The organism is Streptomyces sp. A5-4, from assembly GCF_051131715.1.
Lineage (GTDB): Bacteria > Actinomycetota > Actinomycetes > Streptomycetales > Streptomycetaceae > Streptomyces.
In genome coordinates this window covers 8,232,444-8,247,665 of sequence record NZ_CP178591.1, presented here as the reverse complement: position 1 = coordinate 8,247,665, position 15,222 = coordinate 8,232,444, and the positions used below count along the sequence as shown (strand labels likewise).

Below are 15,222 nucleotides of genomic sequence, written 5' to 3'. Positions count from 1 at the left end.
ATCGTGGTACGGGTCAAGACCCACTTTCTCCCCGTCCGGCTGCCCCCGCCCGGCGGGGTCACACGTCCTCGGCGGATCTTTCGGCGCCCTGCGCGGCAGCCGCGGCGGCGCGCAGCCCGGGGGCGGGGCTGGAGAGCACGGGCAGGACCGTGCCCGTGCGGTCGGCCGCGTCCGCCATCGAGGCCTGGGCCAGGACCACCGCATCGGCCCCGGTGATCCCGTCGACGGTCCGGGCCACGATGTCCAGATAGCCGTCCCGGTCGCCGTCCTCGAAGCGCTCCCACGCGCCCTCGGCGGACACGGTACGGATGTCCACCCGCCGCCCGGCCGCTGCCGCCTCCTCCCTGATCAGGTCGGTGGTCGGCGCCAGGGTGCTGAAGAGCGCCACGACCACCGCGATCCGGACGGTGCCGCGCTCCGGCGCCGCCGCGACGGCCGCCGCGGCCATCGGGCGGTCCACGCGCAGCACGGGCACACCGAGCCGCGCGGTGTGCGCCTGGGCCGCGCCGCCGATGGTCGAGCAGGTGCACAGCACGGCCGTGGCACCGTCCGCGACCGCCTCGGTGAGCACCGCGCCGAGCGCGGAGTCCATGGCCGCGGGACCGTCCGAGCGGGCCTTGGCCAGCAGGTCCTCGTGCACCAGATGGCGCAGTTCCAGGCCGGGGTGATGCCGGGCCCCGAGCGCGTCGAAGACCGGGACGTGGACCGGCGAGGTGTGCAGCAGCGTAAGCATGCCCGCGATGCTAGAGCCCGGCGCCGGGGCCGTGGCGCCCGCCGTCGCGTCAGGTCCGCCACTTTCCGCCGGTCAGGTGGCGCAGCACCGGCGCGGCGACGGATCGGCCCTGCCGGGCCGCGGTGGTGGCCGCTTCGACGCCGTGCAGCAGGCTGCCGACGGCGAACACCCCCGGGCGGCCGGTGCGGAACGCCGCGTCGACGGCGGGGCCCCCGGTGGCGGGGTCGAGGCTGATCGCGCCGCGCCTGGCCAGCTCGTGGTCGGGGATCCGTTCGCCGGTGAAGACGACGGTGTCGCAGCCGACGGTGAAGGTGCTGCCGTCGCCGCGGCGCAGCCCCACCCCGGTCAGCCGGCCCCGGCCGAACAGCTCGGTCACGGTGACGCCGGTGAGCACGGGCACGCCGAGCCCGCGGGCCCGGCGCTGTCGGCCGTCCGGCTCGTCGCCGACCAGCGCGGCGACGGCGACCCCGGCGCGGCGCAGGGTGCGTACCGCCTCCAGGCCGATGGGCAGAGCGCCGACGACGACGGCGCGCGCGCCGACCCGCTGATGGTGGAGGTGGACGGTCTGCTGGAGCTCGCCGGCGGTGAGGACGCCCGCGGGCCGGGTGCCCGGCACGAGGCGGGCGCTGCGCGGGCGTTCGCGGGCGCCGGTGGCGAGGACGATCGCGCGGGCGGTGACGCGTTCCAGACCGGCCGGGCCGGTGATGTCCACGGTGAGTGGCCCCGCCCAGCCGGTGACGGTGACGCCCGCCCGCACCGAAGCCCCGGCGTGGCGTGCCGCGTTGACGGCGCGCCGTGCGAATTCGGGGCCGGTCATCGGGAAGCCGTTGTGGTGGCAGTGCCGGGGGATGCCACCGGCCCGCTGTTCGCGCTCGATGATCTCGACCGTGCCCGCGCCCCGGGCGGCCAGGCGGGCGCCCGCGGCGAGACCGGCGGGTCCCGCACCGACGACGAGGACGTCGACCGTACGCGGCGCGCGGCTCACTGTCCGGCCTCGAAGAGTGCCCGCACCGTCGCGCCGCAGTAGAAGCCCTGGCACCGGCCGCCCCGGGCCCGCGTCCGGCGCCGCAGACCGTCGAGCGAGCGGGCCGGGACGGTACTGGTGAGGGCGTCGCGTATCTCGCCCCGGGAGACCCGCTCGCAGTGGCAGACGAGTGTGCCGTACTCGGGGTCGGCGGCGATGAGTTCGCCGCGCTGGTAGGGGCGGGGGAAGGCCTCACCGAGATTCGGCATGCGTACGGGCTCGGGCTCGTGCGCGGCGCCGAGGTCCAGACCGGCGGCTTCGAGCAACTCGGCGACGTACCCGCCGATGGCCATTGAGGCGGTCAGGCCGGTGGAGCGGATGCCGCCCACCGTGATGTACCGCTGCTGGGGGTGGGCGCGGATCCGGTAGTCCTCGTGCTCGGTCGCCGCGCGCAGTCCGGCGTACACCGCGGTGACCTCCTCGTCGAGGAGACCGGGCAGGATCCGGCGGCCCTTGTCCCGCAGCAGAGCCAGCCCTTCGGCCGTCGACCGGGTGGCCGACTTGTCGTCCAGGTCCTCGGCGGTGGGGCCGAGCAGCACATTGCCGTACACGGTCGGTGTCACCAGCACGCCCTTGCCGAGTGCGGTGGGCACCGGCAGCAGGATGTGCCGGACCAGGTCGCGGGCGAGCTTGTCGAAGACCATGAGCTGGCCGCGGCGCGGCGTCACGGTGAAGTCGCGGTGGCCGAGCATCCGGTCGATCTCGTCGGCGTACAGCCCCGCCGCGTTGACCAGATGACGGGTGCGCAGCGGGCCGCGGCCGGTGGTGAGCTCGTGCGTGACTCCGTGGGCTGCGTCCCGCACCCGGCAGTCGACGGCCTCCACCCGGCAGTTCAGATGCAGGTCCACGCCGGCGCGGACGGCCTGGGTGGCGTACGCGAGCGTGGTCGTCCAGGGGCAGATGATGCTCTCGCCGGGCACTTCGAGTGCGCCGAGCGCGCCGGGTCCCAAGTGCGGTTCGCGGGTGCGCAGTTCGTTGGGTCCGATGATCCGGGTGTCATGGCAGCCGTTGCGTTCGGCTTTCTCGGCCAGCCGGGGCAGGGTGGCGAGCTGTTCCTGGTCCCAGGCGACGAGCAGGGCGCCGATCCGCTCCACGGGGATGCCCGCCTCGGCGGCGTACGCGGCGAGCCGGCTGCTGCCCTCGCGTACCAGCCGCGCCTCCAGGGAGTCGGGCACGGCGTCGAAACCGGTGTGCAGGATTGCCGTGTTGGCTTTCGACGAGCCGTTGCCCACGTCGTCGGAGGCGTCCACGAGAGCGATCCGCAGCCGGTGACGGGCCAGTTCGCGGGCGATGGCGGCGCCGACCACCCCGGCCCCGACGACCGTGACGTCGTACACATCGGACGGCACGCTGCCGCGGGTGGTGACGCTCATCGCGCTGCCAACAGCCCGGCGACCGCCGTACGGAAACGCCCGAGTTGCTCGGCGGCCCGCGCCGCCGGGATGCGCGGCTCGTAGACGGCCGCCGGCTTCCAGGCCGGTATCACGCCGCTCAGGGTGAGGCCGGGGTCGAGGCCGAGGCGGGCGACGGCGCCCACTCCCAGCGCCGTGGCATCGGGCAGTGCGGACACTTCCACGGGCAGTTGCAGCAGGTCGGCCTGGGTCTGCATGAGCAGGGCCGAGCGGGTCAGGCCGCCGTCCACCCGCAGGACGGTGAGCGGCGCGCCGAAGTCGGCGGCGACCGCGTCGGCGAGCTCGACGACCTGGGCGGCGATGCCCTCGCACAGCGCGCGCACCAGATGCCCGGCGGTGGTGTCCAGGCCGAGCCCGGTCACCGAGCCGCGCAGGTCGCTGCGCCACCAGGGCGCGGCGAGTCCGGCGAGCGCGGGTACGAAGGTCACTCCCCCGGAGTCGGGCACCGCGGAGCCGACCGGGTCGAGGTCCTCGGCGCCGCCGATCACCCCGAGTTCGGTGAGCCAGCGGACGGCGGACGCGGCGGTGTAGACCTGCCCGTCGAGGCAGTAGTTGGTGCGCCCGGCGATCCGCCAGGCGACGCAGCTGACGAGGCCGGTGGTGCTGCGCCGCGGGCTGGTGCCTGTCTGGGCGAGGAGGAAGGCGCCGGTGCCGTAGGTGCATTTGGCGGCGCCGGGTTCGGTGGCGCCCTGGGCGAGCAGGGCGGCCTGCTGGTCGACGAGCAGCCCGGTCAGCGGCAGCCGGGGGCCGAACGCGTCCGTGCTGCCCACCGGCCCCGCGGCATCGACGATGCGCGGCAGGCGCTCGTCGCCGAGGCCGAAGATGTCCAGGGCGCGCGGCGACCAGTCGACAGCGTCGAGGTCCAGGAGCTGAGTACGTCCCGCCGTCGCCGCGTCCGTGACGAATTCGCCGGTCAGCCGGTGGACGAGCCATGCGTCGGTGGTGGTGACGACGCCTTCGCGGGTCAGATGGCGGCGTATCCAGGCCATCTTGGGCGCGGCGAAATAGGGGTCATTGGGCAGCCCGGTCAATTCCCGCAGTTGCTCGTCGTGGGCCGCGAGTTCCGCGCAGAGTCCTTCGGCGCGCCGGTCCTGCCACACGATGGCGTCGGTCAGCGGTGTGCCGGTGACGGGGTCCCAGGCGAGCACCGTCTCGCCCTGGTTGGCGAGACCGAGAGCGGCCACCGGCTCCCCGGCTTCCCGGATCGCCCGGCGTCCGGCGTCGACCACCGAGGAGAGCAGGGCGGCCGGGTCGACCTCCACCCGGCCGCCGGCGGTGAAGCGGGGGCGCACCGGCGCGAAGCCGGAGCCGATCACTCCCCGGTCCGGGCAGACGACCAGGGCCTTGGTGCCCGATGTGCCCTGGTCGACGGCAAGCACTGGGCCTGTCATCGCCCACCCCGTTCCTCGCTCGGCGCCCGGATCCTTGATCGAAAGCGTGGGGCAGGTCGGGGCGGGCGTCAAGAGCCGTCCCTTTTGCGCCGGTCGAATTGAATTGAGGTCAAGCACGTTGCGGTAATCACGGGTTGAGAAAGATCGAGGGAAGTGGAACTCAGGCCTGTTGTTCGATCTACACTGTCCGCCGAGTAACAGCGGTACGCCAACGAATAGTTCGGGATGCCACTGACCAGGGCACGCCCGCCCCACCCCCACGGTCCCAGAGGACCCATGACGACCACAGCAATCGCCGCGTCCGGCCGCGCGGCGGCGGGAATGACCCATGTCCCACGATGAGTTCCGCCCCGTCTACCATCCGGCGGGCCACGACAGCGCCCTGCGTGTCGCAGTCCAGGAGCTGCGTACCGGCCGCTGGGTCTCCATGCGCGACCTGCTGGCGGCGACCCCCGGCTGGGGCCTGTGGACCCAGCGCACCCAGGTACTGGCGGCGGTGGCCGCCGGGTCCGACGCCGTACAGGCCTGGCGCAACGAGGAGCCGCACAGTGTCGCCGCGACGGTGATGCACACCCGGGTGGTGGTGGAGCGCGCCGTGCGGGCCCACCGTGAGGGACACCGGCGTACGCAGGAGCTGTGGCGGGCCGCCTGGGAGGCATGCCAGATGGCCTCCAGCGCGTCGCCCGCGGACCCGGTGCCCTGGGTGTGTCTGCTGGCGCTGGCCCAGCTCGACGAGCGGCAGCGGTGGGACGACCACCGGATGCCCCCGCCTGGCCCGATGCTCTCCCCCGGGCCGTGGGGTCTGCTGGCCGAGGCCGACAAGCGCGACCCGTGCAACCGCGAGGCGTACCACCGGATGCTCCAGTTCATCTACGCGCGCCAGCCCGAGGGGCCGCTGTCCGAGGGCGTCAACTTCGTCCAGTGGGCTGCTTCCGCCGCGCCCGAGGGGTCGGCGCTCCAGGCGCTTCCGCTGTATGTCCGCGTGGAGCGCTATCGCCGTGAGCGCGGCCACGAGAAGGCACTGGACCTGCACTGGGTGACGGAGGACGCCACCCGGGACGCCCGGCGGGCCCTGCACATCTGGTTCGACCATTCCGCGTCGGCCGACCGGTCCCTGCTGGATCTCAACTATCTGGCGCACGCCCTGTGGGGCGCGCAGCAGTTCGACGACGCGGCCAGGGTGTTCGACGCGCTGGGGCCGTTCTACACCACCTTGCCCTGGGCGTACCGCACCCGTGGTCCCGGTGACGCGTCACTGGCCGAAGAGGTGTTCCTCCGCGCCCGGGGCCGATGCCTCCCCTCGTCCTCTCCCCCGTAATCTCCCGCTCTTCGAATGACCCGCGCATTCCCCTGTCCGCTTCACTCTGTCCGTTCCACTCAGTCACCTCCACACCGCCCACTCCACCCCGTCCGCTCCACACGTCCCCCTCTCCCCCCGGAGGCAACCCCATGGCTATATCCCCACCCAAGTGGTCGAGTTCGGACCGCGTCCCACAGAAGGACGAGGAGGAGCGGCTGCGGGAACTCGGCTACCAGCCGGTGCTGGCCCGCCGGATGGGCGGCTTCGGCAACTTCGCCATCAGCTTCTCCGTCATCTCGGTGCTCTCCGGCTGCATGACCCTGTACGGGTTCGGCCTGGGCGCCGGCGGCCCCGCCGTGATGATGTGGGGCTGGCTCGGCGTCGGACTGTTCGTCCTGTGCGTCGGCATGGCACTGGCCGAGGTCACCAGCGCGTACCCCACCTCCGGGGCCCTCTACTACATGGCCGACCGGCTCGGTGGCCGCAAATGGGGCTGGTACACCGGCTGGCTCAACCTGCTCGGCCTGCTGGGCGCCATCGCCGGAATCGACTACGGCGCGGCCCTGTTCACCGGCGCCTTTCTGAATCTGCAGTGGGGTTTCAGCCCCACCCCCGGCTCGACCATGGTCATCTTCCTGTGCATCCTTCTGCTGCACGCCGTGCTGAACCTCTTCGGCGTACGCCTGGTCAGTGTGCTCAACTCGATCAGCGTGTGGTGGCACCTCGGCGGTGTCGCCCTGATCGTCGGCGCGCTGGCGATCGTGCCCTCCAACCACCAGTCGCCGTCCTTCGTCTTCACCGAGTTCGTCAATGACACCGGCTGGTCGAACCCGGTCTACGTGGCCGCGATCGGCCTGCTCCTGGCGCAGTACACCTTCTCCGGTTACGACGCCTCCGCGCACCTCTCCGAGGAGACCTCCAACGCGTCGGTGTCGGCCGCCCGCGGCATCGTGCGTGCCATCTGGGTGTCCTGGATCGCCGGCTTCGCCCTGCTGGCCGGGCTGACCTTCGCCATCCAGGACTACGCCGGCACACAGGACAGCGCCACCGGGGTACCGCCGGCGCAGATCCTGCTGGACGCGCTGGGTACCGGCGGCGCGACCACCCTGCTGCTCGTCGTGATCACCGCGCAGCTGTTCTGCGGCAACGCCGAGGTGGCCGCGGCGAGCCGGATGGTGTTCGCCTTCAGCCGCGACGGCGCCCTGCCGGGCTCCAAGATCTGGCGGCGGGTCAGCCGCCGCACCCAGACGCCGGTCCCCGCGGTGTGGCTGTCGGTCGGCGTCGCGGCCCTGCTCGCCCTGCCCTCGCTGTACTCCGCGACGGCGTACGGCGCGGTGACCGCCATCAATGTCATCGGCATCACCCCCGCGTACGCGATCCCCATCTACCTCCGTCTGCGGGCCGGCGACAGCTTCGAGCCCGGCCCCTGGAACCTGGGCCGCTGGAGCAAGCCGATCGGCTGGACCGCCGTGACCTGGGTGGCCGTCATCACTGTGGTCTTCCTGTTGCCGCAGTCGTACCCGGTCACCGTCTCGTCGATGAACTACGCCTCCATCGCGCTGATCGCGGTGCTGACCCTGGCGACCGTGTGGTGGTTCGTCGCCCGCCGGGCCTACAGCACCCCGTCGTCGTACGGAACCGCCCGCGAGGAGGCGGAGATCGCCGAGGGCATCGTCTGACCGGCCCCCGCCCCGTCCCCGGACGCCGGCCGGCTGGAGCGCGCGGACACGCTCCAGCCGGTCCCGGGGTGCCGGCTCAGCGCAGCAGCAGCTGCAGCCCGCCCAGCACGGTCGCCCCGATCACCAGCCGCTCGAAGACCAGTTGGTTGATCCGGCCCACGCACTTGCGGCCCAGGTACGCGCCCGGGAGGACGAAGACCAGCAACGCGGCGTCGAGCAGCAGGGACTGCCGGTCGATGAGTCCGAGACCCACACTGAAGGGCACCTTCGAGGTGTTGACGATCAGGAAGAACCACGCGGAAGTCCCCAGGAAGCCGAGCTTCTGGAAGCCCGCGGAGATCAGATAGAGCGACATCACGGGGCCGCCCGCGTTGGCGACCATCGTGGTGAATCCGCCGAGCACACCGTACGAACGCGCCTTGGCCCGACCGCCGCGCACCGCCTCCGCGCCCGGCCGCCCGCCCGGCCCCCCGGCCTCGCCGCCGTCACCACCACTGCCGCCGTCGCCACCACTGTTGGCCTGCGCCCTTCGGCGCCACAGCGTGACGCCGGCCATCAGCAGCAGGATCGCGCCGATCGAGGTGCGGACGGCTTCGTCGTCGGCCCACAGCATGAACACCGCGCCCAGCACCACCCCCACGGCCACCGCGGGGAACAGTCGCAGCAGGGTCGGCCAGTGGGCGTGCCGCCGGTAGACGAACACCGCGAGAAGATCCCCCGCGATCAGGATCGGCAGCAGCACGCCGGTCGATTCGCGGGCCGGGAGCACCGCCGCGAAGACCGCGAGGCTGATCGTGTTGGCACCGCTCACCGCGGTCTTCGAGAAGCCGACCAGCGCCGATGCCGCTGCGAGCACGGCGAGTTCCCACAAGGTCACAGAGTCCATATCGGGGACCGATGCTATGCCATGCCCCCTTCAGGTCACCTTGACGATAATAATTCGACGCCATATCGTCTAACTGACGAGAAAGAGGGGGTCGCACCATGGCCGACATCACCAGGCGCCTCGGTTGGCGCCATCTGCGTTCCGCGCCCACCGCGCACGTCCGCCATCACCGGCGCGGCCGGTTGGTCCACGACGGCCCGGGACTGAGCTTCTGGTTCCGGTCGTTGACGGCCGCTCTCTCCGAAGTACCGGTCGACGACCGGGAGCTGGCCATGGCCTTCCACGCCCGTACGTCCGACTTTCAGGACGTGAGCGTGCAGGCCACGGTGACGTACCGGATCAACGACCCGGCCGTCGCGGCCGCCCGGCTGGACTTCTCCGTCGACCCGGACACCGGCGCCTGGCGCGGGGCCCCGCTGGAGCAGATCGCCACCCTGCTCACCGAGACCGCCCAGCAGCACGCCCTCGACGTCCTGGCCCGCACCCCGCTGGCGGCAGCCCTGGTCAACGGTGTCGCGTCCGTACGGGAGCGGATCTCCGACGGTCTGGCCGACGAGCCGCGGCTGCCCGCCACCGGCATCGAGGTGGTGACCGCACGCGTGGTCGCCGTCCGCCCCGAGCCCGATGTCGAACGGGCCCTGCGCACGCCCGCGCGGGAACTGATCCAGCAGGAGGCCGACCGCGCGACGTACGAGCGGCGGGCCGTGGCCGTGCAGCGCGAACGTGCCATCGCCGAGAACGAACTCGGCAGCAAGATCGAACTGGCCCGTCAGGAGGAACAACTGGTCGAGCAGCGGGGCACCAACGCCCGCCGCGAGGCCGAGGAGAACGCGGCTGCGGACGGAGTGCGGGCCGAGGCCGAGGCCTCACGCGCGGTGCGGCTGGCGCGCGCGGAGGCCGAAGCGGCGCGGGCGGTCGGCGCCGCCAGGGCGGAGTCCCAGGCAGCCTGGCTGCGGGTGCACGCCGAGGTGGGCGCCGCGACGCTGCACGCCCTCGCCGTCACCAGGCTCGCGGAGAATCTGCCCCGCATCGACAGCGTCACGCTCTCCCCCGACGTGCTCACGGGGCTGCTCGCCAGGCTCGGCCGGGCCGACGGGGAGGCGGCGTGAGCCTCGCGCCGCGCGCGGTGCTGGTGCATCGCACCACCGAGTACGAGGCGTTGCTCGCCCGGCACGGCACGCACGGCCAGGCCGCGTTCTTCCTGTCCTCGCGCGGCCGGGGCATCGAGGAGGTGCGCGAGCGGCACCGCCGTACGCGGCAGGCGCTCGTCGAGGTGGCCGCGGCCGTGCCGCTCCAGTGGCGGCAAACCCGGGTGGAGCGGGCCGACCTCGACCGGTTCCTCTTCGCACCCGAGGACGTGGTGGTCGTGGTCGGCCAGGACGGGCTGGTCGCCAATGCCGCCAAGTACCTGTCGGGTCAGCCGGTGGTGGGCATCAACACCGACCCCGGCCGCAACCCCGGCGTCCTGGTCCGCCACCGCGCGGCCGACGCACCCGCGCTCCTCGGGGCCGCCGCGGCGGGCGCGGGCAGCGTCGACGAACTCACCATGGTGGAGGCCGTCGCCGACGACACCCAGCGCCTCCTCGCCCTCAACGAGATCTACTTCGGCCCGCCGGGCCACCAGACCGCCCGCTACCAACTGGGCCTCGACGACGACCCGGCCGCCGAGGCGCAGGCCTCCTCCGGCGTCCTGGTCGGCACCGGAACGGGCGCCACCGGCTGGCTGCGTTCCCTGTGGCAGGAGCGCGGCGCCGCCCTGCCACTGCTCGGGCCGGCCGATCCCCGGCTGATCTGGTTCGTACGGGAGGCCTGGCCCTCTCCCGCCACCGGCACCTCGCTGGTGGCGGGGACGCTCACCGGCGAACAGCGGCTTCGCCTCACCGTGGAGTCCGACCGCCTGATCGCCTTCGGCGACGGCATGGAGTCCGACGCCCTGGAACTGACCTGGGGCCAGACGGTCCGCATCGGCAGGTCCGCCACCGCGCTGCGGCTGCTCGGCTGAGGCGGTCGCCATGGCTCGGCGGGCGGTGCGGGCGATCACCCGCCCGGCGAGTGTCACGGCGAAGTCGGCAACGCGCGGCTGACGCCCGATCACCGGCCCGAGCTGCGGGTTGTCCTCAAGGATCAGCATGCGCAGTGCGCCGCATCGTGCCGTACCGGGCCGCTCCGAGAAAGCCGAAAGGCCGCATCGGATGATCCCGATGCGGCCTGCGACCCGCGTAAAACGCTGGTCGGGACGACAGGATTTGAACCTGCGACCCCTTGACCCCCAGGAGCAGAGATAATCCCTTTTGTCTGCACATACAGCGAGAAATGAGGGTATCCAGCGTGCGGTGCCATGCGTGCCGTTCAGGTGCGCGGACACCGTCTGGTCCCCAACTGGTCCCCCATGGCGACCTTCCCATCGATCACGCTTCCGCGCATTTCACTCCCTACGCGTACAGCACACGGGCGGCGGGGGCCCCGGTGGACGGCAGCACATGACCTCCGTGGACGCGAGCCCGTGGCGGCACCGCGACTTCCGCCTCTGCTGGACAGGCCAGGCCAGTGACGTCCTGCGCCCCTCACTCAGCTCGGTCGCCATTCCCTGGCCGCGGTCGTGAGCCTCCACGCCACCACGTGGCAGGCCGCAGTCAGCCGGTCGCCGCGACCCCAGCTTTGGTGATGAGCATGTCCAGAAGCGAGAGCAGCGCACCGCGCGCGTCGTCACGGGATCGGGCATCGAGCAAGTGGATGGGTGTGTTCGGGTCACGCAGATGCAGCGCCCCCCTGATCTCCTCGGCGGTGTAGGGCTGTTCGCCGTGGAAGCAGTTCGCGGCGACCACGAACGGAAGCCCTCGGTTCTCGAAGAAGTCGACGGCCGGGAAACTGCGGTCGAGGCGTCGTGTGTCGACAAGGACGATCGCCCCGAGTGCCCCGTTCAGCAGGTCGTCCCACATGAACCAGAAGCGCTCCTGGCCAGGTGTGCCGAACAGGTAGAGCACGACCCGTGCGTCGGTGAGGGTGATGCGGCCGAAGTCCATCGCGACGGTGGTAACCGCCTTGGCCTCGATGCCCTCGAGGTCATCGACGCCGACGCCCGCGCTCGTCAACCGCTCCTCGGTGCGCAACGGCTCGATCTCGGAGACCGTCTCGACCAGGGTCGTCTTGCCGACGCCGAATCCCCCAGCGATGAGGATCTTGACGGGGGCTGCTTCCTGGGCAGGGGTGTCATATCCGGGCAAGGTTGTCCCTGATTCTCATGAGCAGGTGGACATTGGTGGTCTCGGTCTCTTCCAGGGGCGGCCGGTGCTCGATCAGCCCTCGATCCGCGAGTTCGCCGAGAAGCAGCGTCATCGGAGTGAGGCGGATGCGCATGCGCGCCGCGATCTCGGCGACCGCCCGGCCGGCCGGAGGCGAACACATCGCAAGGATGGCCTGCCACTCGCTGGGCAGACCGCTGTGGCCGTCCGCGACGGCCACAGCCGTGATCGTGGTGTCCATGGTGAGGGCGGTGTGTGCGGCCGCCGTACGTCCATCGGTCAGCGCGTACAGCCGCGTCCGGCGGTGGCCTCCCTCTCGCGGCTCGGGCTCGTCCGCCATTACGACGGCTGCGCCTGGCCGCGATCAGGCGTGCTCAGCCACTCACCGAGCGCCTGGGCGGTGCGCACGGCTTCACCGCCCAGCTCCCCCAGCCGCGCCTTGCGGGAGGTCACGACGATGAGCGTGCTGCCCTCCCCGCACCCGACGATGCAGAGATAGCAGTCGTCCATCTCGACCAGCTGGCGGATCACCCGGCCGCCGTCGACCTCCCTGGATATCGCCTTCATCGTGGAAGCGATGCCGGAGGAAGCGGCGGCTATGCGCTCCGCCTGATCCCGTTCCAGCTCGTACGAGCTGAGCTTGATCCCGTCGTTGGACAGGAGTACGGCTCCCTGGATGCCGGCGATCCTGCTCAGATTGTTGTCCAGGACGCTGTAGATCATGTCGTTCGTTGTCGTCATGGCTGATCCCGTCGGAGTTCTTCTTCCACTGCCTGAGTCCCGTGTTCGTAGTCCGCCCAGGCGTCGGCCACTTCTTCGGGTGTCGCCGCATCCTGATGGACGGCAGTCTTCGGTGCCTGTGGCGCGCGGAGCTGCTCGGTGATGTGAGCCTGCGGGACCCGCTCGGGGAGGGTCGGCTTCGCGTCCCCGTTCCGTGTCACGGAAGAGACCGACGGCTTACTCTCCACCGGTCGCTCGGGCAGACGCTCCGGCGTCCTACGGTGGGCCGACCCGGTCTTCGCGTGCAGGACCAGCTCGGGCTCGCGTTCGTCGAGCGGGCCCGGTGCCGGGGCGGGCGTCGCCACCGCACGCGGCGCTTCCTCTCCTGCCCGGACCGGTTCGGTCGGCACAAGGAGTTCCCCGGGAAGGATCACCACGGCCGACGTCCCCCCGTACACCGAGCGGCGCAGCGTCACTGTGGCCCCGAGCTGTTCGGCGATGTGGCCGACCACGAAGAGTCCGAGCCGGTGCGCGTTCTGTGCCAGGACGGAATACGGCGGGGCCGACTGCAGACGCCCGTTCATCTCCTCGTAGGTTGCGGCGGTCACCCGAGGCCCGCGGTCCTCGATGTCGACCAAGAGCCCGTCTGTCACCAGTTCGGCACGGACGACCACCTTCGACTGCGGCGGGGAGAACCGGGTGGCGTTGTCGAGGAGTTCTGCCAGGAGGTGGCTGATCTCGCTGATCACCCTCGGTACCACGCTGATCTCGTCCAGGGCCTGGCGCTCGATCCGCCGGAAGTCCTCGACTTCCGCGGCGGCTTCGCGCAGCAGGTCGGCAACACGCATGGGCTCGGTGTGCGGATCGGGGATCTCCCCACCTGCCAGGATGAGCAGGTTCTCGATCTGCCGCCGCATACCCACCGTCAACTGGTCGGATCGCATCAGCCGGGCGAGAAGCTCCTCGTCGTGACCGAAGGCGTCCTGTAGTTCGTCGGTGAGGGCCAACTGGCGGCTGACCAGGTTTCCGGTGCGCGAGGCGATGCCCGCGGCGAACATACCGAAGCCCTGACGCTCGGCCGCGAGCCGCGCATGCCCGTCAACGGATACGGAGACGACCTGGGCGAACGCGTCGCTGATACGTCCGACCTCGTCCTGGTCTCCGCTCACCGCGGGCAGCGCATCGTCGTCGACGGGCTGCCCGCGCTGAAGCCGGGCCACGACATCCGGCAGCGTCTCCTCAGCCATGGCCACGGTACGTCGGTGCAGACCGCGCAGGCGGCGGAGCACGGAGCGCGTGGTGAGCACGATGACGGCCGCGACGGCAAGGACGGCTGCGCCGTTTCCGACGATCAGCCAGATGACCTCGTTCTCCAGCTGCGTGGCCTTGGCGTCGGCGCGCACGAGTAGTGCTCGCCCCTGTTCCGCGTCGAGCGCGGCAAGGCGCGCCGCGAACTTGTCATACGCGGTCCGCCAGGCGTCGGCCTCCTTGGGCAGCGTGATGCCGGACGCGGTGTTCTGGTGGTCGGAGATGACCGCGTCCTCGATGCGGACCTTCGTCTTCCAGCCGTGCGAGGCGAAGACCTGGTCGTAGGCCGCTTTGTCCTCGGCCGTCAGATACGGCGCGACCCACTCGTCGTACTGGTACCGCTGGGATCCGACGGAGTTGACGAATTCGGCGAACCCGGAGGGGCTCAGACGCCTGGACGGCCCGGCCGAGGCGAGAAGGGTGGTCTCGCGTGCCACCATCTCGGACACCGTGAACACCGTGACGACCACGCCGCTCTCCTGGATGAGCTCGGCGTCTTCCGCATGGCTGAACTCGTTCTGGTAGACCCGGATGATGCGGTCGACGAGGTCGGAGTAGTAGCCGATCGTCCGATCCGCGTCCCCGCTGCGGGCGTCCGCGCGCTCGCGGAACGCGGCCAGGTCCGCGAGGCCGTGCTTCAGCTCCGCGACGTAATGTCCGTCCTCGCGCCCGGTAGCCGCCAGAGCTCCGTCCGCTGCCCGGCGGAACTCGTCCGCGGACCGGTCCGTGGCCGCGCGCCGCTCGCGCAGTTCTTTTTCGGACACGGAGCCGCCCGCCCACCATGTGGCGGTCATCGTCCGCTCATCCTGGATTTTGACCATCAGTCTGGTCAGGGGTACGTCGATCCGCTCACCAACTGCCACATCAGCACGCAGTTGCTCCGACTGGTGCATCAGGGGCTGTACGGTCATGACCACTTGGGCACTCATCGCCAGAATAGGGACGATTGCCAGCCAAATGAGCAGCGTACGCAGGCGCAGAGTACGCCGCCGACGAGTCGACAACTGCCCTCGTGTGCCTTCGGGTTCTATAGGAGACATCAGTCCTCGGAGAGCGGGGAAACAGTGGGGACGGCCCAACAGCCGAGACCAGACGCAGTCCTGGGGTCAGGACTGGGGGAAGTCCGGTTCGGCTTTGACACGATGTGGGGTACCGATCATAACCGGCCGCACCGAAGAAACGGAGGGATGACTTCCGTTGGCCACATGTGGTAAAGGCGACGGAGACGTTGCACACCGGACGTTGGCGTTCACCTGACGCCTGGGCACAGGCGTGTTCGTGCAGGCAGGGCGACCCGCTCCCCCGGTCGCACGTCTTAGCCGGCATGATGTCGGTGCTCACGGCCGTCCGTCAGCTGTGGCTCTTCACGGGCCTGCAGATCCGCGCCTGCGCCCTCGCGGCCGCCATCCTTGCGGGCGGTCGCCCTGTCCGGCCTCATGCCCCAACTGCCGGTGGCCCGCTACCACCTCTGCTCCTGTACGGCGTGCTGCTCACCTTGGTGCTCCGGGCCTGCGGCTGGGAGATCGG

The 15,222-nt window shown here is 71.3% G+C and carries 12 protein-coding genes and 1 pseudogene; 4 read left to right on the top strand and 9 right to left on the bottom strand.

Going from position 1 to position 15,222, the window contains the following annotated elements; genetic code table 11:
• Nucleotides 1–58: 58 nt before the first annotated feature.
• The 4 genes and pseudogenes from ACLLJJ_RS38565 to ACLLJJ_RS38550 all read right to left on the bottom strand — a co-directional run bounded on the left by ACLLJJ_RS38565 (nt 59) and on the right by ACLLJJ_RS38550 (nt 4,560).
• Nucleotides 59–733: an arylsulfatase gene (locus ACLLJJ_RS38565; RefSeq protein WP_434599382.1), complete on the bottom strand. Its 675-nt coding sequence runs from the start codon at nt 731–733 to the stop codon at nt 59–61.
• Between the two features lie 58 nt (nt 734–791).
• Nucleotides 792–1,718, bottom strand: a pseudogene (locus ACLLJJ_RS38560) (NAD(P)/FAD-dependent oxidoreductase); the annotation flags it as partial.
• A complete protein-coding gene (locus ACLLJJ_RS38555; RefSeq protein ID WP_434599381.1) occupies nt 1,715–3,130 on the bottom strand; it encodes an FAD-dependent oxidoreductase in 1,416 nt (471 codons plus the stop codon). The pseudogene ACLLJJ_RS38560 and the gene ACLLJJ_RS38555, both read right to left, overlap by 4 nt.
• Nucleotides 3,127–4,560 carry an FGGY family carbohydrate kinase gene (locus ACLLJJ_RS38550; RefSeq protein WP_434599379.1) on the bottom strand — a complete coding sequence of 478 codons (1,434 nt, stop codon included), beginning with the start codon at nt 4,558–4,560 and terminating at the stop codon, nt 3,127–3,129. The genes ACLLJJ_RS38555 and ACLLJJ_RS38550 overlap by 4 nt, the downstream gene beginning before the upstream one ends.
• A gap of 328 nt (nt 4,561–4,888) precedes the next feature.
• Between ACLLJJ_RS38550 and ACLLJJ_RS38545 the strand changes: the two genes are divergently transcribed.
• Both ACLLJJ_RS38545 and ACLLJJ_RS38540 read left to right on the top strand, forming a co-directional pair.
• Nucleotides 4,889–5,878: a hypothetical protein gene (locus tag ACLLJJ_RS38545; RefSeq protein ID WP_434599378.1), complete on the top strand. Its 990-nt coding sequence runs from the start codon at nt 4,889–4,891 to the stop codon at nt 5,876–5,878.
• Between the two features lie 131 nt (nt 5,879–6,009).
• Nucleotides 6,010–7,539: an amino acid permease gene (locus ACLLJJ_RS38540; protein ID WP_434599376.1), complete on the top strand. Its 1,530-nt coding sequence runs from the start codon at nt 6,010–6,012 to the stop codon at nt 7,537–7,539.
• 76 nt (nt 7,540–7,615) lie between these two features.
• Here ACLLJJ_RS38540 and ACLLJJ_RS38535 read toward each other — a convergent pair whose 3' ends face one another.
• Nucleotides 7,616–8,425: a sulfite exporter TauE/SafE family protein gene (locus ACLLJJ_RS38535; RefSeq protein WP_434599375.1), complete on the bottom strand. Its 810-nt coding sequence runs from the start codon at nt 8,423–8,425 to the stop codon at nt 7,616–7,618.
• Nucleotides 8,426–8,523: 98 nt separating this feature from the next.
• On the opposite strand from ACLLJJ_RS38535, the gene ACLLJJ_RS38530 reads away from it, so the two are divergent.
• Both ACLLJJ_RS38530 and ACLLJJ_RS38525 read left to right on the top strand, forming a co-directional pair.
• On the top strand, nt 8,524–9,534 hold the full coding sequence (locus tag ACLLJJ_RS38530) for an SPFH domain-containing protein (protein ID WP_434599374.1): 1,011 nt from the start codon (nt 8,524–8,526) through the stop codon (nt 9,532–9,534).
• Entirely contained in the window at nt 9,531–10,427 is an 897-nt protein-coding gene (locus ACLLJJ_RS38525) for a hypothetical protein (protein WP_434599372.1), read from the top strand. Before ACLLJJ_RS38530 ends, ACLLJJ_RS38525 begins: the two co-directional genes overlap by 4 nt.
• A gap of 631 nt (nt 10,428–11,058) precedes the next feature.
• Here ACLLJJ_RS38525 and ACLLJJ_RS38520 read toward each other — a convergent pair.
• The 4 genes from ACLLJJ_RS38520 to ACLLJJ_RS38505 are packed head-to-tail and all read right to left on the bottom strand — an operon-like array spanning nt 11,059 to nt 14,606.
• On the bottom strand, nt 11,059–11,649 hold the full coding sequence (locus tag ACLLJJ_RS38520) for a GTP-binding protein (RefSeq protein ID WP_434599371.1): 591 nt from the start codon (nt 11,647–11,649) through the stop codon (nt 11,059–11,061).
• A complete protein-coding gene (locus tag ACLLJJ_RS38515) occupies nt 11,636–12,007 on the bottom strand; it encodes a DUF742 domain-containing protein (protein ID WP_283521520.1) in 372 nt (123 codons plus the stop codon). Before ACLLJJ_RS38515 ends, ACLLJJ_RS38520 begins: the two co-directional genes overlap by 14 nt.
• Nucleotides 12,007–12,408, bottom strand: a complete 402-nt coding sequence (locus ACLLJJ_RS38510; protein WP_030826382.1) for a roadblock/LC7 domain-containing protein — start codon at nt 12,406–12,408, stop codon at nt 12,007–12,009. Before ACLLJJ_RS38510 ends, ACLLJJ_RS38515 begins: the two co-directional genes overlap by 1 nt.
• Nucleotides 12,405–14,606, bottom strand: a complete 2,202-nt coding sequence (locus tag ACLLJJ_RS38505) for a sensor histidine kinase (protein WP_434599370.1) — start codon at nt 14,604–14,606, stop codon at nt 12,405–12,407. Before ACLLJJ_RS38505 ends, ACLLJJ_RS38510 begins: the two co-directional genes overlap by 4 nt.
• Nucleotides 14,607–15,222 lie beyond the last annotated feature (616 nt).